This is a genomic window from Paenibacillus tianjinensis (assembly GCF_017086365.1).
GTDB lineage: Bacteria > Bacillota > Bacilli > Paenibacillales > Paenibacillaceae > Paenibacillus_AQ > Paenibacillus_AQ tianjinensis.
The window spans coordinates 1233226-1254541 of sequence record NZ_CP070969.1 but is presented as its reverse complement, the minus strand read 5'-3'; the positions used below and the strand labels follow the sequence as shown (position 1 = coordinate 1254541).

21 protein-coding genes and 2 pseudogenes are annotated in these 21316 nt (G+C 51.1%); 9 read left to right on the top strand and 14 right to left on the bottom strand.

All coding sequences use genetic code 11. From position 1 onward, the window contains the following. The first annotated feature begins 88 nt into the window (after nt 1-88). The 4 genes from JRJ22_RS05530 (at nt 89) to JRJ22_RS05515 (ending at nt 3403) form a co-directional block, all read left to right on the top strand. Nucleotides 89-604 carry a hypothetical protein gene (locus JRJ22_RS05530; RefSeq protein ID WP_206103588.1) on the top strand — a complete coding sequence of 172 codons (516 nt, stop codon included), beginning with the start codon at nt 89-91 and terminating at the stop codon, nt 602-604. 26 nt (nt 605-630) lie between these two features. Next, nucleotides 631-1026, top strand: a complete 396-nt coding sequence (locus JRJ22_RS05525) for a hypothetical protein (protein ID WP_206103587.1) — start codon at nt 631-633, stop codon at nt 1024-1026. A 60-nt stretch (nt 1027-1086) separates the two neighbouring features. Continuing rightward, nucleotides 1087-1656 carry a TetR-like C-terminal domain-containing protein gene (locus tag JRJ22_RS05520; RefSeq protein WP_206103586.1) on the top strand — a complete coding sequence of 190 codons (570 nt, stop codon included), beginning with the start codon at nt 1087-1089 and terminating at the stop codon, nt 1654-1656. 166 nt (nt 1657-1822) lie between these two features. After that, the gene (locus tag JRJ22_RS05515; RefSeq protein WP_206103585.1) at nt 1823-3403 is read left to right on the top strand and encodes an oleate hydratase; all 1581 of its coding nucleotides are present in this window, start codon (nt 1823-1825) and stop codon (nt 3401-3403) included. A gap of 362 nt (nt 3404-3765) precedes the next feature. Here the strand turns inward: JRJ22_RS05515 and JRJ22_RS05510 are convergent, their stop codons facing one another. Together JRJ22_RS05510 and JRJ22_RS05505 are read right to left on the bottom strand one after the other, a co-directional pair. Next, entirely contained in the window at nt 3766-4488 is a 723-nt protein-coding gene (locus tag JRJ22_RS05510; protein WP_206103584.1) for a DsbA family oxidoreductase, read from the bottom strand. Between the two features lie 237 nt (nt 4489-4725). Continuing rightward, nucleotides 4726-6018, bottom strand: a complete 1293-nt coding sequence (locus tag JRJ22_RS05505; RefSeq protein WP_206103583.1) for a glycosyltransferase family 4 protein — start codon at nt 6016-6018, stop codon at nt 4726-4728. Nucleotides 6019-6298: 280 nt separating this feature from the next. On the opposite strand from JRJ22_RS05505, the gene JRJ22_RS05500 reads away from it, so the two are divergent. Further along, nucleotides 6299-7231, top strand: a complete 933-nt coding sequence (locus JRJ22_RS05500; RefSeq protein WP_206103582.1) for a glycosyltransferase family 2 protein — start codon at nt 6299-6301, stop codon at nt 7229-7231. 188 nt (nt 7232-7419) lie between these two features. Here JRJ22_RS05500 and JRJ22_RS05495 read toward each other — a convergent pair. Together JRJ22_RS05495 and JRJ22_RS05490 are read right to left on the bottom strand one after the other, a co-directional pair. Further along, nucleotides 7420-8295 (bottom strand): annotated as a pseudogene (locus JRJ22_RS05495) (IS3 family transposase); the annotation flags it as partial. Continuing rightward, nucleotides 8289-8585 (bottom strand): transposase, encoded by a 297-nt coding sequence (locus tag JRJ22_RS05490; protein WP_206103581.1) that lies wholly within the window; start codon nt 8583-8585, stop codon nt 8289-8291. The pseudogene JRJ22_RS05495 and the gene JRJ22_RS05490, both read right to left, overlap by 7 nt. Nucleotides 8586-8841: 256 nt before the next feature. On the opposite strand from JRJ22_RS05490, the gene JRJ22_RS05485 reads away from it, so the two are divergent. Both JRJ22_RS05485 and JRJ22_RS05480 read left to right on the top strand, forming a co-directional pair. Beyond that, nucleotides 8842-9138 (top strand): transposase, encoded by a 297-nt coding sequence (locus JRJ22_RS05485; RefSeq protein ID WP_206103581.1) that lies wholly within the window; start codon nt 8842-8844, stop codon nt 9136-9138. After that, nucleotides 9132-10007 (top strand): annotated as a pseudogene (locus tag JRJ22_RS05480) (IS3 family transposase); the annotation flags it as partial. The gene JRJ22_RS05485 and the pseudogene JRJ22_RS05480, both read left to right, overlap by 7 nt. A 182-nt stretch (nt 10008-10189) precedes the next feature. Here JRJ22_RS05480 and JRJ22_RS05475 read toward each other — a convergent pair. Together JRJ22_RS05475 and JRJ22_RS05470 are read right to left on the bottom strand one after the other, a co-directional pair. Further along, nucleotides 10190-11380, bottom strand: a complete 1191-nt coding sequence (locus JRJ22_RS05475) for an IS256 family transposase (protein WP_206103410.1) — start codon at nt 11378-11380, stop codon at nt 10190-10192. Nucleotides 11381-11631: 251 nt separating this feature from the next. Continuing rightward, nucleotides 11632-12204 carry a TetR/AcrR family transcriptional regulator gene (locus tag JRJ22_RS05470; protein WP_206103580.1) on the bottom strand — a complete coding sequence of 191 codons (573 nt, stop codon included), beginning with the start codon at nt 12202-12204 and terminating at the stop codon, nt 11632-11634. Between the two features lie 247 nt (nt 12205-12451). Here JRJ22_RS05470 and JRJ22_RS05465 point away from each other — a divergent pair, with 247 nt between their 5' ends. Continuing rightward, a complete protein-coding gene (locus tag JRJ22_RS05465) occupies nt 12452-13579 on the top strand; it encodes an FAD:protein FMN transferase (RefSeq protein ID WP_206103579.1) in 1128 nt (375 codons plus the stop codon). A 79-nt stretch (nt 13580-13658) separates the two neighbouring features. On the opposite strand, the gene JRJ22_RS05460 is transcribed toward JRJ22_RS05465, so the two are convergent. The 6 genes from JRJ22_RS05460 to JRJ22_RS05435 all read right to left on the bottom strand — a co-directional run bounded on the left by JRJ22_RS05460 (nt 13659) and on the right by JRJ22_RS05435 (nt 19369). Further along, a complete protein-coding gene (locus JRJ22_RS05460; protein WP_232381035.1) occupies nt 13659-14369 on the bottom strand; it encodes an HAD family hydrolase in 711 nt (236 codons plus the stop codon). A gap of 23 nt (nt 14370-14392) precedes the next feature. Next, on the bottom strand, nt 14393-14860 hold the full coding sequence (locus tag JRJ22_RS05455) for a GNAT family N-acetyltransferase (protein WP_206103577.1): 468 nt from the start codon (nt 14858-14860) through the stop codon (nt 14393-14395). Between the two features lie 111 nt (nt 14861-14971). Further along, nucleotides 14972-15478 carry a metallophosphoesterase family protein gene (locus tag JRJ22_RS05450; RefSeq protein ID WP_206103576.1) on the bottom strand — a complete coding sequence of 169 codons (507 nt, stop codon included), beginning with the start codon at nt 15476-15478 and terminating at the stop codon, nt 14972-14974. Nucleotides 15479-16007: 529 nt separating this feature from the next. After that, complete coding sequence (locus tag JRJ22_RS05445; protein WP_206103575.1) at nt 16008-17294, bottom strand: AAA family ATPase; 1287 nt, start codon at nt 17292-17294, stop codon at nt 16008-16010. A 1-nt stretch (nt 17295) separates the two neighbouring features. After that, nucleotides 17296-18744, bottom strand: a complete 1449-nt coding sequence (locus JRJ22_RS05440) for an RtcB family protein (RefSeq protein WP_206103574.1) — start codon at nt 18742-18744, stop codon at nt 17296-17298. Nucleotides 18745-19108: 364 nt separating this feature from the next. Next, on the bottom strand, nt 19109-19369 hold the full coding sequence (locus JRJ22_RS05435) for a YqkE family protein (protein ID WP_206103573.1): 261 nt from the start codon (nt 19367-19369) through the stop codon (nt 19109-19111). Between the two features lie 89 nt (nt 19370-19458). Here JRJ22_RS05435 and JRJ22_RS05430 point away from each other — a divergent pair, with 89 nt between their 5' ends. Beyond that, a complete protein-coding gene (locus JRJ22_RS05430) occupies nt 19459-19803 on the top strand; it encodes a winged helix-turn-helix transcriptional regulator (protein WP_206103572.1) in 345 nt (114 codons plus the stop codon). Nucleotides 19804-19834: 31 nt separating this feature from the next. Here the strand turns inward: JRJ22_RS05430 and JRJ22_RS05425 are convergent, their stop codons facing one another. Both JRJ22_RS05425 and JRJ22_RS05420 read right to left on the bottom strand, forming a co-directional pair. Then, entirely contained in the window at nt 19835-20344 is a 510-nt protein-coding gene (locus tag JRJ22_RS05425) for a GNAT family N-acetyltransferase (RefSeq protein WP_206103571.1), read from the bottom strand. Nucleotides 20345-20427: 83 nt separating this feature from the next. After that, nucleotides 20428-21270 (bottom strand): SDR family oxidoreductase, encoded by an 843-nt coding sequence (locus JRJ22_RS05420; RefSeq protein WP_206103570.1) that lies wholly within the window; start codon nt 21268-21270, stop codon nt 20428-20430. Nucleotides 21271-21316: the final 46 nt, after the last annotated feature.

Below are 21316 nucleotides of genomic sequence, written 5' to 3'. Positions count from 1 at the left end.
GCTTGGGCACCCCTTGCCTGTATGTGGAACATTTTCACTCCTTTTTGCGTCATGGTACAATAAAGAGAAATGCCGAGAAGGTGCGCCCTTGTTCCATCCTACTGTTTTTGACAATATTAAAGTTTCCCTTGAGAACCAGCTGTACGATTATGACAATCTGGATGGAATCCTTATCATCACAGACCGCACCGACCTGCTCAATCTGGCGCTGATGTCCAGGGAATTCACGTTGTCGTTCAAGCTGAGCGGCGGATACAAAGTCACTTCTGAGGTTGTACTCCTCTCGTCGGTGAAGGATTTGAGCGATGAAATCCTGGAAAACCCGGGGACCGATCCCGGCTGCAGTCTCCTGCTCCGCTTTTATATGGAAATCGAAGATGTACCGCTTCAGTGTCCGGCGATTGATCGCATACTCTCCGGCATCTGGGGGCCTGATCTGAAGCCTGAGCAATCGCTCAGCTTCCGATATGGTGAAGAAGGCGACACTTACCACAACTGTATCCAGCTGACGTTCAACCGTCAAATTACCGAAGCGCAAATGGAAGACATTCCTGACCTGCTGAAACATCTGCTGCAAAGCGCGGAAGAGCTGGAAGGGGTATAAACTAAGAATGAGGTGAACCTTTAGCCATGAACTTCCTGCCGCCTGTCAAAAGCAATTCCTGGTTCCGGTGGATGGCCGTTTACGGCGTCCTGCTCTGGCTGCTGCTGCTTCTGCACCGTTTTCTGCTGCTGGGAGAACCGTTTAATGCGCTGATTGCCCTGCGTTTTGTCCTGCTCTCCCTGGTCGTATCCGGAGTGATCCATCTTTTGGGCTGGCTCGGTGCCCGGCTGCTCTGGATCTGCTCTACGGCCGGAATTATGATTGGGTTTGTTGTAATGGCCAGCTATACGTACAGGGATATGTCCGGCTGGGAGGATCTGGCGGGGTTTCTGTCCTTCGGCATGTCCATGCTGGGAGGGTTCGTCCTGGGTCTGGCTGCTGAAGGAGTATATCTGCTGATCAAACGCCGGCGTCAGGTGTAAACCAGCTTTTTTACAGCATAGCGTCTGTTATAGGACTACAAGATGAGGTGATCAAAAGCCATGTCCACTTCCTTTCTGACCAAAAATGCGCTTGCCCGTTCGTTAAAACAGCTGATGGAGCACACCCCGCTGAACAAAATTACCGTCAGGCATCTGGTTGACGATTGCGGGCTGAACCGCCAGACCTTTTATTATCATTTTCAGGATATCTTTGACCTGCTGGGCTGGATTTACAAGACTGAGGCGGTGGAGAGCATTGCCAAGTACCGCAGCTACAGCACCTGGACAGACGGCTTTTACCGGATCTTCTGTTATATAGAGAGCAACAAAGTCTTCTGCTACAACACACTGGATTCCCTCGGCAGAACTCACCTGGACGCCTACCTGTATGATGTGACGAACGACCTTGTGATGGGTGTGATTCAAGAGCTGTCAGCCGGAATGGAGGTCAGCAGTGAGGATAAGCGGTTTATTGCCAACTTCTATACCCTGGCCTTTACCGGCCTTGTCATTCAGTGGATGCGCGGAGGGATGAAGGATCAGCCGAAACATATCATTGAACAGCTCAGCGTCCTGATTGAGGGCAACTTCACCAGAGCGCTGCATAAATACGAGAAAAAGCTGACGTAACCTTGGGGTGCGCGGCTTTTTTTGTCTAAAAACTAGACACTTTATACCAAATGACCAAAATTCATACACTCCGGCGGTTTTGATTATACCTTATGTGCTACCCGTGCGTTACATTAGGGGCAGCAACAGAGCAATAGTAATCAGCAACCCTATGGAGGCGACTTTTGTGAAAAAAGAGTACGGTAACCAGCAGGTATATTTTGTCGGCGGCGGAATAGCATCCCTTGCAGGTGCGGTTTACCTCGTCAGAGACTGTGATTTTCCCGGACAGAACATTCACATTATTGAGGAGATGCCAATCCTCGGCGGCAGCAATGACGGCGCAGGCGATGTAGAGCACGGATATGTCATCCGCGGCGGACGGATGCTCAACGATGAAGCCTACGAGAATCTATGGGAACTTTTAAATACAATCCCGTCCATTGACCATCCGGGACAATCGGTGCGGGAAGACATTATTGCGTTTGACACTGCCAATCCGACGCATTCCAATGCCCGGCTGATTGACAGCAAGGGTGAAGTGCAGGACGTATTGTCGATGGGCTTTGATATGGCTGACAGGCTGGCGATGGGCAAGCTGATTATCACTCCGGAAGAAGCCATGGGCAAGGCACGGATCAACGACTGGTTCGGGCCGCACTTTTTTAAGACAAACTTCTGGTATATGTGGGCCACCACCTTCGCCTTCCAGCCATGGCACAGCGCGGTCGAGTTCAAACGGTACATGCTCCGCTTCATGCATGAATTCCCGAGAATCCAAACCCTTGAAGGGGTAACACGCACACCATACAACCAATATGACTCGATCATTCTGCCGCTGCACAAATATCTGGAACCGTTCGGCGTGGACTTCACCCTGAAATGCACCGTAACCGATCTGCAGTTTAAAGAAGGTGACGGACTAACGGTTACCGGAATGAATGTGTCCCGCCAGGGTGTAGCGGATGTTATTGAGGTAAACGAAGGCGATCTCGTCATTGTCACGAACGGCTCAATGACCGAAGGCTCCAGCCTCGGCTCAATGACCACAGCTCCCCGCCTGAACGGCAAAGGCAGCTCATGGAAGCTATGGGAGAACATCGCCGCCAAGAAGCCGGGACTAGGCAATCCTTCCGCCTTCGATGATCATGTCGATGAATCCAAATGGGAGTCCTTCACCGTGACCTTCCAGGATTCCGCCTTCTTCGACCTGATGGAGAAATTCACCCGTAACCGCGCCGGCACCGGCGCACTGGTCACCTTCAAGGATTCCAGCTGGTTCATGTCGGTGGTGCTGGCCTTCCAGCCGCATTTCCGTAATCAGCCGGAGCATGTCAAAGTGTTCTGGGGCTACGGGCTGTATCCGGACAACGTCGGTGATTTCGTCAAGAAGAGAATGTGCGACTGTACCGGGGAAGAAATTATGCAGGAGCTGATCGGTCATCTTCATTTCGATGCACACAAGGACGAAATTATGGCCACTGCCAACTGTATTCCCTGCATGATGCCATATATCACTTCCCAGTTCATGCCGCGGCTGAACAGCGACCGGCCGAAGGTTGTGCCTGAAGGCTCGACCAATCTCGCGTTCATCAGCCAATTCTGCGAGATCCCGGATGATGTCGTATTCACCGAGGAATATTCGGTAAGAGCCGCGCGGATTGCCGTCTACACCCTGATGGGCGTTAACCGCCCGGTTGAACCGATCAACCAGTATCAATATGATGTGCGGACACTTCTTTCGGGCCTCGTGACTTCTTTTAGATAGAAGGATAGCTGCATAACCAAAAAGCCCGCTCTCCAGGTGAATGGAGAGCGGGCTTTCTTCGGTTTGGAACAGGTTACTCAGGACACCAGCGCCTTTATTTGCCGGAAATCCGCCAGGTTTGCCTGATTATCGGACCCAGTTGCTCTTATTGTTGAGCAGCAAGGTGAAAAACAGCGTTATTCGCAACAATAAGGTCTCCTGTGTCCGTTACAGTCTGCATTTTCACTTTTAGAACAACATAACGGCTCTGGAGTCCGTCAGCTTTGGCAACCAGCACACATACACTCGATCCAAAACGCTGTAGCGATAACATTCGCTCTTACTTGCTAACCGGTGCTGTGATAGCTATTCAACGCCGAAGGTCAGATACTGCAGGAGCCGTCATCGCAGCCCTCAGCATCGGGAGCCTGGGACTTGGGCTGTCCTACAACCTGCAGCACCGGCGCCTTCTGCTCCTCAGCCCACACGGTGTCAAGTACCTCGGTAAATACCGGGCCGGGCTGGGCGCCAGAGACCGCGTATTTATTATTGAAGACAAAGAACGGCACGCCGGTGACGTTTAATTGCTGAGCCGCTGCGATATCCTGTTCTACTTCATCTGCATAAGCGCCGTTTTCCAGCACCGCCAAAGCTTCCGCTGCATCGAGCCCCGCCTCTGCAGCAAGTCCGGCCAGAACCTTGCGGTCCCCAATATTCACAGAATCGGTAAAGTATGCCTTAAGCAGACGTTCGGTCATTTCTTTGGCTTTGCCTTTGGTATCAGCATAATGATTCAAACGGTGAGCATCAAAGGTATTGGTTGGCACCACTGTATCAAAGTTGAACTGCAGACCGACGCCACTGGCCTGATCCGCCAGCTGTGCGTTCATTGCCTGTGCTTTGTCGCGGGTCATTCCATACTTGGAAGCCAGCATGTCATGGATATCTCTGGTTTCATCCGTCCGGGCAGACGGATCCAGCTGGAAGCTGCGGAACACAACCTCCACCTTGTCACGATCTGCAAATTGGCTCAGCGCGTGCTCCAGCCGTCTTTTGCCGATATAACAGAAGGGGCAGGCATAGTCAGACCATACATCTATTCTCATTGTGATTTCCTCCTAATGTTCAAGTATCTTGAGTAAAGAGTTTACTTATAAGTGACATTAGATTCATTAACAAAAAATATGTCACTTACAATTATATAGTTATAAACTGAAAATTACAAACACTATCTGCGGGAGTCTCCTCATTACTACGACAAAAAGGGCAGCCTGCTGCGTCAGTTGTCTGAACGAACAGTATGCCCTAATATGAGGCGTGTTTTGCACGGGGAGCAGATAGGATTAGAGCTGAACAGGCGGGCCCAGATCCGGAGGTGTAACAGCGGCCAGCTTTTCCGCTTCTGCCGGGTCCAGCCCCAGGCTCTCGTGCAGCAGTTTATACAATCTGGTCCCGATGATCTCCTCTGAATAATCGGACCGGACAATCTCCTGGGCAGCTTCCCCCATCTCCGCGCATAACTTCGGATTGCCGAGCAGGGTCTCAATAGAGGAGGCCAGCCCCGCGGGATCAAGTCCATCGGTGAGCAGACCGCTTAGTCCATGCTTCACTAGTCCCCTTACCCCCATTACGTTAAATCCAACCGTTGGCAGTCCGCAGGCACCAGCCTCCAGAATGACCAGCGGCAGCCCCTCATAACGCGAGGGCAGAACAAACATCTCGGAGGCCGTATAATAGTTGGCCAGCACATGTTTGTCCCGGACTGTACCGAGAAGGATGAATGTATCCTGCAGACCTTTTTCACGGATCAGCGCCTTCAGGCTCTGCTCATCCGGCCCGCCGCCGGCGATCAGGATCTTCAGATCCGGGATATGCCGCAGCTGCTCTGCTGCCTGAACGAGTAACGAATGGCCCTTCTGGTGCTCAAACAGCCGGCCCACAGTGATGACATAGCGGTTCTCCGGGTTCAACCCCAATGCTGCAAGAGCCCGCTGCTTATCCCGCCGGTAAAAAATCTCCGCGTTCACAAAATTCGGCAGCAGCCGGATCCGGTCCGCCATCGCCGGAAAATGATCCACCATGCTCTTCTGCTCATCTTCATTAAGTGTGGTCAGAAACGCGGCCTTGTGCAGCGTATGCTTCTTGATCGGCATAATCCACTTATGAATACTTCCTCCGTGGTAGGCGGCGATAATAGGAATCCCCAGCTGCTTGGCGGTTACAGCCAGCCGTTCAAACCTTCCGGAGGCATACTCCTGGGCATAAATAAGGCTGATCCCGTCGCCGCGCAGAATGTCAGCCAGATCTTTTTGAATGGTCGATACATATTGTGAAATGAATTTACCGATCGGTGTACGGTGCGACAGCGGAATCAGACAATAGGACCTGTAGAGCAGGCCTACCGGAATGAACTTAATCGTACAATCCACAATGCCGTGACGGTAAGTGCGGACTTTATCCCCGGTCCGTGTGAAATTATAGATGGTGGTTTGGATGCCTTTTCGATGCAAGAGACGGGCATAGTCGAAAGAAAAATCGTTATGATACGACTGTACATATTCCTCTTCCGTAAGACCCAGGCCTTTTACGAAGAAATCTTCAAAGTAATTGGTATGCATAAAGATCCCGACATGCATAACGTCTCCTCCTTAAAGTTTTGTTAGGATATACTGCTATGAATTACTGCGGCAAAACTGGCCTAGGCCCGGGTTTTGTCCAACTAGTTCATATTTCATAAAAATAACTGCAACTTATTTCCTACCAATTATAATGGTAAACGCTATAAAAAAAAGTAAACGAAAGTGGTATATACGGCCTTCCTAAGGGGGGGTACACTGGTATTAACATGAATTTTCGGTGGATTTCTTATTTATACAATAAGGCGGACGATTCAGGCGTCCCGGAAGGAGCAGCAGCATGCATGATGTATCCATAGTCATTCCCACGCGTAACCGAATTAAAGATCTGACCCTATGCATTGAATCCATCGGCAGGCAGACTGAGCTGGAGGAAGTCTCAATCGAGCTGCTGATTGTTGATGACGGTGAGATTGAGGAGGAAGTACTGGGGTATTTCCGTAAAGTACTGGCGCAGATGCCTAGTGCTGAGCTTCATTATTACCGCAAAACCAAACCCGGCGTCTGGCTCTCCCGCTATGAAGCGCTCGGACTGATCGACGGGGAGATTGTGCTGAGCTTCGACGATGACGCAGAGCTGGATGATCCGCTCTACATCCGCCGCATGCTCGACACTTATGACTCTGATCCTTCCATTGTCGGTGTAGGCGGCATTGCCAAAGGCCTCTCCAGCAGTCCGTCCGGCAAGCTGCTGGGTATGCTGACCTGCCAAATGTCACACTCGCCCGGCAGACTGTCGGCAAGCACCCTCGCCGGGTCTTTGCTGCTCTGGGGAGAGACGGAGAATATTTTTGAGACGGACTTTTTCCACGGCTGCAACATGTCGTTCCGCCGGGAGGCACTGAAGGACATGAAGCCTTACCCGTGGATGACCAGCTATGCGGTAGCCGACGATATTTATATGTGCCATCTGGCGAGTAAATACGGCAAGCTGGTCATTAATCCCGATATGAAGATTACCCATCATGAATCGCCAAGCTCCCGCGATAAGGCCGGCCGGGTCGCCCGGGCGACGGCGGTGAATCATTATTATCTGCTGAATCTGCGCAAAGCGCCGGTGAAGAATTATGCCGCCCTGTTATGGACGCTAACGTATCTGACAGCCAAGTCTACACTGAAGCGGAACTTTAACGCCGTAACCGGGTACGTCAGCGGCATCCTGTTTGTATTAAATCCGCGCAAAAACAAATATAGCGAGTATATGCTGGACTAGAATGATCTCCGCAAGTCAGTGCCGCAGCATGATCTCCCCCAAGCATCGCCCCACCTCAAAAACTCCCGCTGCCACATTTTCGGCAAGCGGGAGTTTTTTCTATAAATTATGCGGCTCAACATTAATTCACATCGCAAATAAAGGGAATCTTGGACCTCCGTCAAGAAAGTGGACACCAAAAGACAAAATTAAGCTGCTTTTCGCTTGAATTTCGCGGCGAACTGGACCGGAGATATGTAGCCCAGAGCGCCGTGGATTCGTTTGCGGTTATAGAAAAATTCAATGTACTGGTAGATTTCTTCATAGGCCTGTTTCTTTGTTTTAAATCGAGTACAGTACACAAACTCTTTTTTCAACAGGCTATGAAAAGATTCAATACAGGCATTGTCGTAACAGTTGCCTTTGCGGCTCATACTGGCCTGCATTTGGTATGTTTCCAAGCGCTCACGGTAGTCGGCAGAGGCATACTGTGATCCACGGTCCGAATGGTGTATGAGGTCTTTCTTGGGGCGTTTAGCCTTGTAAGCATCGTCCAGGGCACCTAAAACAAGATCGGTGGTCATACGGTCGCCCAGCCTCCAACCTACGATTTCCCGGGTGCATAGGTCAAGTACGCTGGCGAGATACATCCGCCCTTCCCGGCAAGGAATATAGGTGATGTCTGCGACCCAAGTCTGATTCGGTTTTTCGGTGAAAAATTGCTGGTTCAGTAAATTAGGTGCAACAGGCAAATCGTGATTGGAGTCGGTCGTATTCACGCGGAATTTCTTTGCTACACAGGACCGGAAACCCAGCTCTTTCATGTACTTCCCTACGGTGCGCTCGCTGACTACATGGCCTTCACGCTGCAGCAGAATCGTGATTTTGGGACTGCCATAGCGGCCCTGTGTATCGTGAAAATAGTAGGTAATCCGCTGGCACAGCAAAGCTTTCCGGGCTGCTTGTAGACTTGGCTTTGCGGTTCTCCACTTGTAATACCCGCTCCTTGATACCTCGAGGGTGCTGCACATCTTCTCCACAGAATACCGGGAGCGGTGATCTTCGATAAACTGAAATCTCAGTTCTTTGGATTGCTGAAGATGTGCACTGCTTTTTTTAAAATTTCCATTTCCTCGGCCAAGTCGGCCAGTTGCCGATCTCGTTCTTTCAGCTGGCGCTCGAGCTCTTTAACCTTTTCCGGACTGGACAAAGGCTCGCTCTGAAACTGCCGATATTTGCCCAGCCATTGATGCAGGGTTTTTGCAGGGATATCGAGCTCCTGGGCCAGTTCCGCCACCGTCTTGGTCTGCTCTTGGATATACTTTACCGTCTGCTTTTTAAACTCGTCGTTATAGCTTTTTCGTGTTCCACTCATGTGGACACCTCCTCGTTAATCTCATTATCTCTGGGCTTTTAACGGGTGTCCACTTTTAAGACTAACAGCATCTCTCCCTCTATTTCTATGACAGTCGCACCATTCAGGGAATTAACGGGAATGACGCCCGTTACTTTTGGTGATATTCCCTTTGGAAGCGGGCAGAGAAAAGATTATAGGGATAAATGCTGTTAGTCTTAAAAGTGGACACCCGTTAAAAGCCCAGAGATAATGAGATTAACGAGGAGGTGTCCACATGAGTGGAACACGAAAAAGCTATAACGACGAGTTTAAAAAGCAGACGGTAAAGTATATCCAAGAGCAGACCAAGACGGTGGCGGAACTGGCCCAGGAGCTCGATATCCCTGCAAAAACCCTGCATCAATGGCTGGGCAAATATCGGCAGTTTCAGAGCGAGCCTTTGTCCAGTCCGGAAAAGGTTAAAGAGCTCGAGCGCCAGCTGAAAGAACGAGATCGGCAACTGGCCGACTTGGCCGAGGAAATGGAAATTTTAAAAAAAGCAGTGCACATCTTCAGCAATCCAAAGAACTGAGATTTCAGTTTATCGAAGATCACCGCTCCCGGTATTCTGTGGAGAAGATGTGCAGCACCCTCGAGGTATCAAGGAGCGGGTATTACAAGTGGAGAACCGCAAAGCCAAGTCTACAAGCAGCCCGGAAAGCTTTGCTGTGCCAGCGGATTACCTACTATTTTCACGATACACAGGGCCGCTATGGCAGTCCCAAAATCACGATTCTGCTGCAGCGTGAAGGCCATGTAGTCAGCGAGCGCACCGTAGGGAAGTACATGAAAGAGCTGGGTTTCCGGTCCTGTGTAGCAAAGAAATTCCGCGTGAATACGACCGACTCCAATCACGATTTGCCTGTTGCACCTAATTTACTGAACCAGCAATTTTTCACCGAAAAACCGAATCAGACTTGGGTCGCAGACATCACCTATATTCCTTGCCGGGAAGGGCGGATGTATCTCGCCAGCGTACTTGACCTATGCACCCGGGAAATCGTAGGTTGGAGGCTGGGCGACCGTATGACCACCGATCTTGTTTTAGGTGCCCTGGACGATGCTTACAAGGCTAAACGCCCCAAGAAAGACCTCATACACCATTCGGACCGTGGATCACAGTATGCCTCTGCCGACTACCGTGAGCGCTTGGAAACATACCAAATGCAGGCCAGTATGAGCCGCAAAGGCAACTGTTACGACAATGCCTGTATTGAATCTTTTCATAGCCTGTTGAAAAAAGAGTTTGTGTACTGTACTCGATTTAAAACAAAGAAACAGGCCTATGAAGAAATCTACCAGTACATTGAATTTTTCTATAACCGCAAACGAATCCACGGCGCTCTGGGCTACATATCTCCGGTCCAGTTCGCCGCGAAATTCAAGCGAAAAGCAGCTTAATTTTGTCTTTTGGTGTCCACTTTCTTGACGGAGGTCCAAATTTCCCTTTAATCTCAAAATAAAGGGTAGCGTCAAGAAGTTTGTGTAAGAGAGCAGAATGTAACTTCTCGGGTGTTCGTTGGTAAGTGCAGATGTTCTTTGGGGCGGGGGAGACCCCGCCCCAAAGAACAAGGGATTTCGAGTTACTTCTCTGGCTCTGCCTGCGCTGGATATCGCTCTTCAAACATCTCATTTAGTTTCTTCTTTACTTCCAGATCGCCGAAGCCGCGAATGACCCGTTCGCTAAAACGTTCGTTGTAATCGATGACGTCCAGGTAGACAATTTTCTCTGCCGCATCCATATTCGTGAGGCTGTTCATCGGCTTCAGGCGTTTTCGAATTTCCTTGTTCATTCGTTCAATCGGATTGGATGTGTAGATGGCTTCTTTTATGAGCACGGGATACTTGTAAAAGGTCAGCAGCGTCGGTAACTGTTCTTCCCAGGACCGCATTTCTTTCGGGTAGAGCTTGCCCCATTTGGCCTTCACCGTGTCAAACGCAGCCCGGGCCAGATCATGGTCTGCAGCCGTGTAGATGGTCTTCAGATCTTCAATGACTTCCGTTTTGTGCTGAACTCGAATTTTCGGAAAGGTCGAACGCACTTTGTGGACGATACAATGCTGCACATCCGCCTTCGGATAAGTTTCACGGAACGCTGCATCGAGTCCCGGAAGCCCATCAAACACGCCCAGCAAGACTTCCTGGACACCACGGTCGTAGAGGTCTTTGAGCACCTCGCGCCAGCCGTTTGCGCTCTCCTGGCCGCCTACGTAAAAGCCAAGGATCTGGCGGTGACCGTCTTCGTCGATCCCCATGGCGAAATAAACGACTTCTCCGCTAACGGTGCTGCGCTTGAGTTTCACATATAGGCCATCCAGGTAGATAACGGAGTAGCGTTTGTTTAACGGGCGCTTCTGCCACTGATGAATGTCGTCAAGTACCGTAGCTGTAATGTTGCTAACGGTCGTGGGTGAATAGTGGCTGCCGAACATACTTTCAATGAACCGGGCCACATCTCGCGTTCCCATACCACTTTTGTACATCTGGATGACAGCCTCCTCTAGCCATCCATCTCGCCGCTGGTAGGGCTCGAACAACTGCGTTTGGAAGGCTCCTTGACGGTCCCTAGGAACGGCCAGATCCTCTACATTTCCGTATTTCGTGTGTAGATCCCGGGTGTAGTATCCGTTGCGGCTGTTGTGGTTCCCGGCTTCTTCACTGGTCATGAATTGCTGGATTTCCGCTTTCATAATGGACTCTAGATTATCTTTTACAAATTGGGTGACAAGATTTTCAAATAGATTATTTAACATGTTTTCGGGTAGAATAGTCATCGAGTAGGGTTCCTTTCTTGGTGGACTTCGACAATCCCGAGAATACCCTACTTTTTTGTTGCCTGACTAGGCTCCAAATCTTGGTACACAACTTACTTTACGCCATCAAATAAAGGCGTTTCGTCCATAAATAGCGGGCGTTTTTCTCTCTAAATTCTCAAAAGGGCGAATCCGAACCATCAAATCGGCAGCCTGCAACGTAGTTGCTCCAAACCTGATGAAACATCAGGCGGCCCTTTAAGCTGTCATCTTTATTTGAGGATACCATTCGAGATAAACAGGATCATATGCTCCTTAATCCGGTTTTCATCCAGCGGCTCATGCGCTTTGTTCCATTCTGTAGTCAGCGCCAGGTACAAACGCAAAATCATGAACGCGGCGACACTGGAATCGCAGGACTTCACTTCCCCGTTCTCTATCGCCGTCTCAATCTGCTGTCTCAGGAAATCCAGCGCATAATCCTCCATCCGCTTGACCCCTTCCAGCGCCTGAACAGTTCCGATGTCACGTACCTCCTGCGCCAGCTTAACGAACAGCTCATGATCGGAGCGGAACTCCAGGATCGAATCAAGCAGATTAAACAGCTTATGAATAAAGGTGTCATCTTCGGTGGCAATGCGGTTCATAACAGAAGTTAATTCCTGCGAAGCTTTAATCAGAATCTCCTCAAACAGGTCTTCTTTTGTTTTGAAGAATGTATAAATCGTACCTTTGCCGACATTCGCGATTTTGGATACCTGCTCCATTGTCGTTGCTTTATAGCCGAATTGCACAAAGGATTTTGAAGCGGCCTGCAGGATTAACGACTTGCGGTCGATAGACATAGATAAACTCCTTTCCTTCTAAAGCACCAACAATTGACTGAAATTAAATTCCGGTCAGCCAGTCATAAAACAATTTATCATGACCGCATGAAGAAGACAACTCTTTATTTCAAGCGGGACGGTTGATAGATTGACTATCCCTATTGTTGTTATGCGCAAAATGTCATGAAATTAGTATCCATTGCCATTCTTTCTGGGGTATGATAAGAAGGATGTGATCAAGAAACTACTTTATGGATGGTGGAATATGTTCAAAAACAAGAAATCGGCGCTTATCCTGACCGCATTGGGTCTTGTCATCGTTGCAGCTGTCGGCATCTGGCTGGCGCTTGGCAGCAAAGGAGACGACAACAGCAGTAATACGGCTGCGAATGAGAACTCCGGAGGCGCAACCGTATCAGAAGAAGGCGGAACCAAGGCCCTGTCGCAGACTTTTTATATCTATGATACTGTCGTTAACATTAAGGTGTTCGGCGATAAAGCAACTCAACAAAATATGGATGATATTCAGCAGATGCTGGAACGTATGGATACTGAGTTCAGCCGTACCAAAGAAGACGGTGAGCTGTATGCCGTCAATCAGGCAGCCGGCAAGGAAGCTGTTGCTGTATCCGATGAAACGCTGGATGTGGTCAAACAATCTCTTAAATATGCCGAGGAAATGGACGGGCTGTTTGATCCGACGATCGGACCGCTGGTGGATCTGTGGGCGATCGGCGAAGGCGGAGAACATGTGCCTGACCAGGCCGACATCGATGAAGCCAAAAGCCTGACCAATTATAAGGATGTTATTATTGATGAGGCTGCGAAGACGGTCAAGCTCGCCAAAGAAGGCATGGTGCTGGATATGGGCGGGATCGGCAAAGGTTATGCCGCTGACCGGATTGCTGAATATTTGAAGGAGCAGGGCCTGGACAGCGCGATGATTAATCTCGGCGGCAGCAGTATTATTGCACTCGGCAACAAGCCGAACGGCTCTCCATGGAATATCGGTCTCCAGGACCCTGATCAAAGCCGCGGCACACAGCTGGGCACGATCAAAATTTCCGATGAAGTTATCGATGCTTCCGGAGTATATGAGCGCTTCTTCATGCAGGATGGGGTACGTTACCACCATATTCTTGATCCGCGTACCGGCTTCCCGTCCCAGAACGGGCTGAAGAGCATCACCATCATGAGCCCGAATGCAACAGATGCGGATGCTTTGTCTACCGGCGTATTCCTGATGGGCCTGGAAGAGGGCATGAAATATCTTGAATCCCTGCCGGAAAAAGTAGATGCGTTCTTCATCACCGATGACAACAAAATCTACGCCACTTCAGGCCTCAAGGACAGACTTATCCTGACCGACCCTACGTATACCTTCGCGAATTAAACAGGATTGCCCATGAGGGCAACAAAAAGCGGCAGAGCTGAGGCTCCGCCGCTTTTATGTATTTTACTGCAAACTTTCCTCAGATCAGAGGTAGCTCACTAAATTCCTTGTAATTCGTAAAAGTATAGCTCGGAACATGCTCTGTACGGGGCTGTCTACCGCGGGGATTGTACCAGCACACCTTCCAGCCCGCCGACAGTGCGCCGACCACATCATTATCCCAGGTATCCCCGACATACAGTGAGTTGTCAGCGGTTGTCCCTGTTACCCGGTTAACATGCTTGAAGATCGCCGGGTCCGGCTTCGCCAGTCCGACAGCATCCGAGATGAAGATCATCTCCTGCGGAATCAGCTTGTCGATGCCGAGGCCGCGCAGCTTGTTCATCTGATGCTCCTCCGGCCCGTTCGTAATGATCCCGACCTTGTGTCCTAAGGCAATGAACCGCCGCAATTGCGCTTCTACCCCGTCAATCATTTCTATCGTGTACTGCCGGCCTATGTAAGCTGCCTGAACCTGCTCCGCCTGCCTGCGGTTAAGCTCAAGCCCATATTCGGCAAAAGCCAGCTCCAGCCGCAGCACCCGGGTCTCCTCCAGCTCAAGCTCGCCTTGCAGATACTTCGGCCAGAGCAGATCGCTGTGATGCCTTACGGTATAGAATAAATCCGCATAATTCAAATCGCTCTCATCCGGCGTCAGCACCTCGCGCACCGCTTCACGGAACGGCACCAAATGGTCGTACAGCGTATCATCCAGATCAAAAAATACTGCCAGTTTATTGCTGTTATCCACTTTAACGCCCCTTACTATAGCTTTCATTTTTCAAAAAACAGATCATAGGTATAAAATTCATCATCCCGGACGTAACCCTGTGCTTCATACAGACGCTGTGCTGATATGTTGTCAGTCATCGTAGTCAAAGTCAGGCCTTTGCTCCCTGTGTTCAGGGCAAAATCCCGCACCCCTTCCAGCAGCATGGTGCCAATCCCCTGTCCGCGCAATGGCTCTGCAACGTACAGGTCATTCAGCACCCACAGCCGCTGCAGCGTCACTGATGAAAAGGACGGATAAAGCTGGGCTAAGCCTCCGGCATGCCTGCTTCCACCTTCACCTGTCACCGCCATAAAAATGGCCGATTCCCCCGTTTCCAATCTCTGCTGCAAAAAATGCAAAGCCCCCTGCAGGTCCGGCTCCTGTCCATAATACACCCTGTAATCATTAAACAACGGGGCAATAAGCTCCGCATCCTGCAGTACTGCACGCTCTAAATGATAGGATATCATGCCTGTTCCCTCTTTTCGTCAAATGGCTATTTACGTATATTGTAAAATATCCGCCTCAGCACTGACCATGGAGAGAATGATGTTTCATTTGGACAAAAGCTCTCAGCCAGGCTACTCCTTGGAGTCGTAGAAGACATGCCGGGCATTGATTGTGCCGTCTTCAATATCCAGCAGTCCAAAGGAATACTGCTTCTCGCGCCGTTTGTCGGTTGGCGACCCCGGATTGAACAGCAGAATACCGTTCTCCCTGCGCAGCAGCGGCTGATGCGAATGGCCGAACAGAATACAGTCCACCTCTTCGCCTTCAAAAGCAAGCAGCGCGTTCCCATCCGTGCCTTTGCGGGAATAGGGGGCATGACCGTGGATCAACCCGATACGCATACCCTCAAGGGTAACAATCTTACGCTCCCCGAACCGCTGGATAATCTCAGCTCCATCATTATTGCCGGCAATCCCCTCTACCGGCGCAAGCTCGGCCAGCAGATCATAAATCTCCATGGCCACCCAGTCCCCAAGATGCAGAATCTGGTCCACCTGACGGAATTCCTTCACAAGTGCCTGCGGCAGTGACTTGGCCGACCGCGGCAAATGGGTATCCGATACAACTCCTATTCTCACCCTTATTCAGCTCCTAATCTGCATAATCTCGTACATCTATCACCCATAGGCGAATGCATATTTTCAGATCATTGTACGATTTGCAGGAGATAGAAGCAAGTAGAGCGGTCTGATTGTACGATCATTACAATTTCAGTCCCGCCAGTTCCACAGCCGTACAGATTTCTCCAACATATATTTCAAACATATCACTGATTCATCATACAGCGTCTTTAATAGGAAAACCGCCTAATTTACCCGTAACGGACTCAACTGCGCTTATTTGTACCAGAATCCATTTTGGATAAGGCTAACGGACTCCAGTGCGCTTATGTGCGGATTTTCGCCCCAACAATGACTAATACCGAGGCAATAAGCGCGGTACGGTCCGTTAGCCTGAGGAAATGCACGCCACCGGGAAAGTAAAGTCTTTCCGGTCCGTTAGCGCCACCTCCGCTTGCTTACAAATCACTCTTCTGAACAAAAAACAGCCATGCCACCCGCTGAACCTTCAGCAGGTGGCACGGCTTAGGGTGCTTATCTCATACTATCAATAAAATCCGATCGTGGACGAGGCATCCCGCATCCATTCCCGCTTGCGCCCCTTATCCAGCTCGCCGCGCATTCCGCGGACCAGCTGCTCCACATTGGCGGTGCCGTTCTCATGCCACTCCAGCGCGGCACTGACGTAGAGCTCACCCAGCTGGGTCAGTGAGAAGTCCGAGGTCAGGCGTGCAGCCAGGGCAACCCCTTCCTCGCCGGCAAAAGCGGAGAAGCCGCGCAGCTGCAGATACTCCAGCCGCAGCTCCTCGCCCGGCATTTTGATCTCGTAGGCCCGGTCAAAGCGCCCCGCGCGGTTCATGAGGCCGGGATCTATTTTCTCCGGATAATTGGTGGTGCCGATCAGAAAGATCCCTTCCTTGGAGGTCGCACCGTCCAGCGTATTCAGGAAGAACGAACGGACCTCCTGCGGCATCGAGTCAATGTCCTCAATGACCAGCACCATCGGTGCCAGCCTGGCTGCGGCCTCGAACACCTCATTTACCGATTCACTGCTGGTGTATTCAGTAATCTGCCAGTACACTACGGGTCCGGGCACGCTTCCGGCGATGGATTTGACGAGCGTTGTTTTACCGTTGCCGGGGTGGCCGTAGAGCAGAATTCCCCGCTTATAAGGAATATCGTATTTGACATAAAAACTGCGGTCTGCGTCAAAAAACTGGTCGAGCGAGCGGTAGATTTCTTTTTTAATTGCAGCATCCAGCACGACATCCTCCCGTCCTACGGAACGGGTAATCGGCTCGTCTTCACGGAACATACCGTTTCGTCTGTCGGTGAACACCGTCACCTTATTGATGTTCTGCTCCCGCTGCCGCTTGCGCACATTGCTTAAGAACACCTGCAGCTGTGCATCCGATGCGGCAAAGACGAAATCCTGAAAATTAATGCCGTTCTCCTGAAACACAGGCACCCGGGCGAGCGCTACCCCCATGGCCGGATAAGCCAGCACATTGTTGCGGATCGACAGGTGGATACTATACTCGGGCTGCTCCTTGTCATCATCATAGATGAAGGTCCGGTCTTCCAGCCGGTCAAAAATTCGTGCCACATGCTCCACCTCAGGATTACCGGACTCTACATCATTCTGCAGCAGCTTCCAATATTCACTGTTCGGATCGTCACTGGCATACAGCTCATAGCGGACACCATAGCGTGAATAGAGAGCTTCAAGGATTCCGTCAACGAGGCGGGCATAAACGTCATACCCCTTGATCAGGCCATTTTTGCCTTCGTCGTATTCATAAATCACAGCTTGTTTTCTGCACTCCTGCTCCATTCTATTTCGTCCCCTTTATCGCTGCGAGCGGCTTGCATTTGGCCACAACAGCAGCCAGGCCGGCGCCCGTAACGCTTTCTATGATCTCATCTACATTCTTATAGGCCTGAGGGGATTCGTCAATAATAGATTCCAGGGAATGCTGATTCACCACAATCTCATCTGCCTGCCCTACCTTCAGCGACTGTGAAAATTCATGGACCGACACCAGGCGTTTGGTCGCTGTGCGTGACCGGATACGGCCCGCTCCATGACAGATCGAATAATAATTCTCTTCCCCGCCGGGCTGGCCGGCCATGATATAGGAAGCCGTACCCATCGAGCCGGGAATCAGCGCCGGATGTCCAGTCGCAGTATAGACTGACGGATTATCCGGATGGCCGGCCGGCAGGGCACGTGTCGCCCCCTTGCGGTGCACAAACTTGGTGCCGGAGGAAGTCTCCTCTCTCCAGGCGTAATTATGCATCAGATCGTAGAGGGTGCGCAGCTCGCATTTTGTGCCGAACACGTCCCGGAAGGCCTCGCGGACCCCGTAAGCGATCAGATGGCGGTTCACCACCGCATAATTCAATGCGGAATACATTAGATTGACATAGCGCTGACCTTGCGGATGCGCAAGCGGAGCATATATCAGCCGCGGATCTGCACTGCCGAGCCCCAGCTGCCCCATTACCTTGGCGAAGGCGGGAGTACAGAACTGGTTGACCAGGCCGCCCCATGCCCGGGAGCCGGAATGGATCATCACGGCAACCTGCCCGTCCTGCAGTCCCCAGGCTTCGGCCACTGCCCGCTGATCTTCGGCAATCTCAATCGCCTGAATCTCCACGAAATGATTGCCGCCGCCGAGTGTGCCGAGCTGGCGGTGGCCGCGGTGCCAGGCCATATCGGGCAGCTCATTCAGAATCTCCTCGTCAAAGGATAGCTTGCTGATCTCCACATGGGACAGCGCGCTTGATTTCTTCGGCGTATAGCTGTCAGGGATGTATTTGTTCGGCAGGCCGTGCAGCCCCTTGCGGACGATATTCTCCAGCCGAATATCACTGTAATGGCCGCGCTGCTGTGCTTCCATCGGCAAATATTTCTCAATGGCGCGAACCAGCTTCCGGCGCAGCTTGACCTCTCGCAGATCTTCTTTGTGCAGATTCGTCAGATGCACACGCATGCCGCAGCCGATGTCGCTGCCCACGATGGACGGCGACACATAACCTGATGCGGCATCCCAGACCGCAGTAGTGCCGATGCAGGTTCCGACGCCTACGTGCACATCCGGGGTATAGCTCATATATTCTATATTTGGAATCTGCAGATTGTTATTGGCCATTTCCAGGACCTTGTAATCAAGTGAGCCAAACAGCTGCTCGCTGGCATATACCTTGAGGTCGCCGCCCGGAAGGGCCACCTCATGTTTATAGCGGGGCTCATAACCCGCTTGCTGATCTATGGTATTCATAAGTGATTTTCATTTCCTCTCGAGTTGGTAAGATGAGTTGTAATTTTCAGATAACACAAAAAGAGCCGCAGATCAGTTCTGATCGTACGGCTCCCGGAGCGCTGGGTGCAGCTTCGAATTCAAGCTTCCGCAAGTTCAAAGCACACCCGTATACAGTTGTGACTGATGGGCTGGGCAGCGCATCATGTCTCCCGGACGAAGGCGATGAGATCAGATTGTTCATATGCAGTTGTCATGCGGCTTAGCGGCGTTCTCAATCCATTCGTTCCAATCATGACCCATCGGCCTCCCTTCTCTAAATGATAAACCCAATATTAAATGGCACTGCTGCAGATTGTCAACCCTAATTCTGGTAAACTTTAATTTATTTAAATTTATGCCAGTCCTGGCTGCTGTTCTCCAGAAGATGGGCAAAATCATTCTCCAGCCGCTTCTGCTCCGCTTTACGCTGATCCTCCACCGCCTTGCGGGCCGCTTCCTTCTTGTCATTTTCTTCGGCCTTGAGCGCATCTGACTGCGCCTTCAGCTTGTTAAGCACATCACTGCTCAGCAGATCCTTAAGTGTTGCGGGAGCATCCGTTACAGCGGGGCGCTGCACACTTGCGGTCTTCTTCTTTTTAGCCATTTCAGACATCCTTTCGGTCTTGTATATCCTTCAAATTTGTTTTAGTTATAGGTCTTTTTGTTTATAATGTTCAGTAAGAGGTGAGCCTAATGAAATCCATTGACCTGTGTCCAAAGTTACAGAAAAGCATGGATATTATCGGCAGACGCTGGACGGGCTTAATCATCTATCAGCTTCTCCAGGGACCGCAGCGTTTCAGTACGATCGAGGCGGCACTGCCCGTTAGCGGCAGACTCCTGTCGGAGCGCCTAAAGGAGCTGGAGCAGGAGGGGATTGTCCTCCGCGAAGTATTTCCCGAGACACCTGTAAGAATTCAATACTCCCTGACAGATAAAGGCCGGGGCCTGGAATCGGTAATCCGCGATCTGGAAAAGTGGTCTGAATCATGGATTGATTCCAGCGACTGCGGGCCTGAAACAGTTCCGCCGCAATAAGCTTTTTAGCCAGATTCTCTAATAGCAGCCTTTAGTCCTGCAGCTTGCGTCCGATAATAACCAAATCACGCTGGATACCGTCCATTTCGGCAACACCCGGCAGCAGGCCCCAATCTTTAAAACCAAATTTCCGCAGCAGGGCGAGACTTGGTTCATTATGGCCAAATACAAAGCCGACCAGATTCTGGACGCCAAGGCGCGGGCATTCCTCAAGGGCCTTGGCCAGCAGAATGCTACCGGCTCCTTTGCCGCGGAATTTCTCATTTACATAAACACTGATCTCTGCGGTTGCATTATAGGCAGGACGCCCGTAAAATGACTGAAAGCTGAACCAGGCGGCAATCTCGCCCTCCTGCTTCAGCACCCATAGCGGACGATGGTGGCTGTTATGCTCATGGAACCATTTGACCCGGTCTTCAATGCTCACAGGCTCAAGATCGGCTGTTACCATCCGTCCCGCTACTGTTGAATTATAAATCTCCACGATTGCCTGTAAATCCTCAATTGCTGCATCTTCTATGGTGTAATTGTGCCAAGCCATACTGCCATTCCTCCCAAATTATACTCAACGACAAATCCTATGAATCAGCCCTGCTAATCGCCATGCTAAGGTTTAAGTGCGCCTCAGGCCAATCCCGTCTGCTCCAGGCTCCATTGCCAAAGGCGTGCTGCTTCTTCCGCATTCTCCGCCCTTGGCGACAGATGCTGGATTTGGCGGCGGTAGTAATACTGTCCGGTTACTCTGCTCAGCTCCGGGGCGGTCGCCAGATAAATGGCTGTGTCTGCCCCCTGCTCAGGAGTCAGGAAAAAGTGCGAGAGCAGCTTCAGCACCGAGCGGCCGAACCCTGTTTCGCGGTTCACTCCGATGCTTGTCCCCACCGCTCCCGGATGCACCGCATTGGCCGTAACCGCAGTTCCCTGCAGACGGGCGGACAGTTCTCTGGTAAACAAAATATTAGCCAGCTTGGAACGGGCATAAGCTTTGGCAGGATTGAAGCCGCGCGAAAGTGTATGATCGTCCAGGTGCAGCCTGCCAATCTTATAGGCACCGGAGGCTACAACCACGATCCGGCCCTGCTCAGCTGCCTTCAGCGGATTCAGCAGCAGATTCGTCAGGAGAAAATGCCCCAGATGATTGACACCGAGATCCATTTCGAAGCCATCTGCCGTAAGCTCACGCCGGACAGTCACGACTCCGGCATTAGTAATCAGCACATCAAGTACCGGATATTCGGTTAAGAAGTGACCGGCAAAGCTGCGGATGCTCTGGAACGAAGCCAGGTCGCACAGCATCAGCGTAATGTCGTCCGAACCGCTCTGCCGCCGGGCTTCCACCAGTGCTTCCTCACCGCGCTTCTGGCTGCGGCAGGCCATAATTACCTTTGCCCCCCGGCGGGCCATCTCGATTGTTGTTGCCAGTCCCATCCCGGAATTGCCGCCGGTTACGAGCACCGTTTTTCCCTGCATGGCCGAATTCCCCTCCCGTGCGCAGAACCTGCCAGCTTCAGCCCTG

Coding starts and splice junctions, on each gene's coding strand:
- JRJ22_RS05485 (WP_206103581.1), top strand. CDS start 8,842: ATGAGTGGAACACGAAAAAGCTATAACGACGAGTTTAAAAAGCAGACG.
- JRJ22_RS05505 (WP_206103583.1), bottom strand. CDS start 6,018: ATGCATGTCGGGATCTTTATGCATACCAATTACTTTGAAGATTTCTTC.
- JRJ22_RS05440 (WP_206103574.1), bottom strand. CDS start 18,744: ATGAATACCATAGATCAGCAAGCGGGTTATGAGCCCCGCTATAAACAT.
- JRJ22_RS05520 (WP_206103586.1), top strand. CDS start 1,087: ATGTCCACTTCCTTTCTGACCAAAAATGCGCTTGCCCGTTCGTTAAAA.
- JRJ22_RS05470 (WP_206103580.1), bottom strand. CDS start 12,204: ATGTCTATCGACCGCAAGTCGTTAATCCTGCAGGCCGCTTCAAAATCC.
- JRJ22_RS05490 (WP_206103581.1), bottom strand. CDS start 8,585: ATGAGTGGAACACGAAAAAGCTATAACGACGAGTTTAAAAAGCAGACG.
- JRJ22_RS05430 (WP_206103572.1), top strand. CDS start 19,459: ATGAAATCCATTGACCTGTGTCCAAAGTTACAGAAAAGCATGGATATT.
- JRJ22_RS05455 (WP_206103577.1), bottom strand. CDS start 14,860: ATGATATCCTATCATTTAGAGCGTGCAGTACTGCAGGATGCGGAGCTT.
- JRJ22_RS05425 (WP_206103571.1), bottom strand. CDS start 20,344: ATGGCTTGGCACAATTACACCATAGAAGATGCAGCAATTGAGGATTTA.
- JRJ22_RS05465 (WP_206103579.1), top strand. CDS start 12,452: ATGTTCAAAAACAAGAAATCGGCGCTTATCCTGACCGCATTGGGTCTT.
- JRJ22_RS05475 (WP_206103410.1), bottom strand. CDS start 11,380: ATGACTATTCTACCCGAAAACATGTTAAATAATCTATTTGAAAATCTT.
- JRJ22_RS05510 (WP_206103584.1), bottom strand. CDS start 4,488: ATGAGAATAGATGTATGGTCTGACTATGCCTGCCCCTTCTGTTATATC.
- JRJ22_RS05500 (WP_206103582.1), top strand. CDS start 6,299: ATGCATGATGTATCCATAGTCATTCCCACGCGTAACCGAATTAAAGAT.
- JRJ22_RS05435 (WP_206103573.1), bottom strand. CDS start 19,369: ATGGCTAAAAAGAAGAAGACCGCAAGTGTGCAGCGCCCCGCTGTAACG.
- JRJ22_RS05445 (WP_206103575.1), bottom strand. CDS start 17,294: ATGGAGCAGGAGTGCAGAAAACAAGCTGTGATTTATGAATACGACGAA.
- JRJ22_RS05420 (WP_206103570.1), bottom strand. CDS start 21,270: ATGCAGGGAAAAACGGTGCTCGTAACCGGCGGCAATTCCGGGATGGGA.
- JRJ22_RS05525 (WP_206103587.1), top strand. CDS start 631: ATGAACTTCCTGCCGCCTGTCAAAAGCAATTCCTGGTTCCGGTGGATG.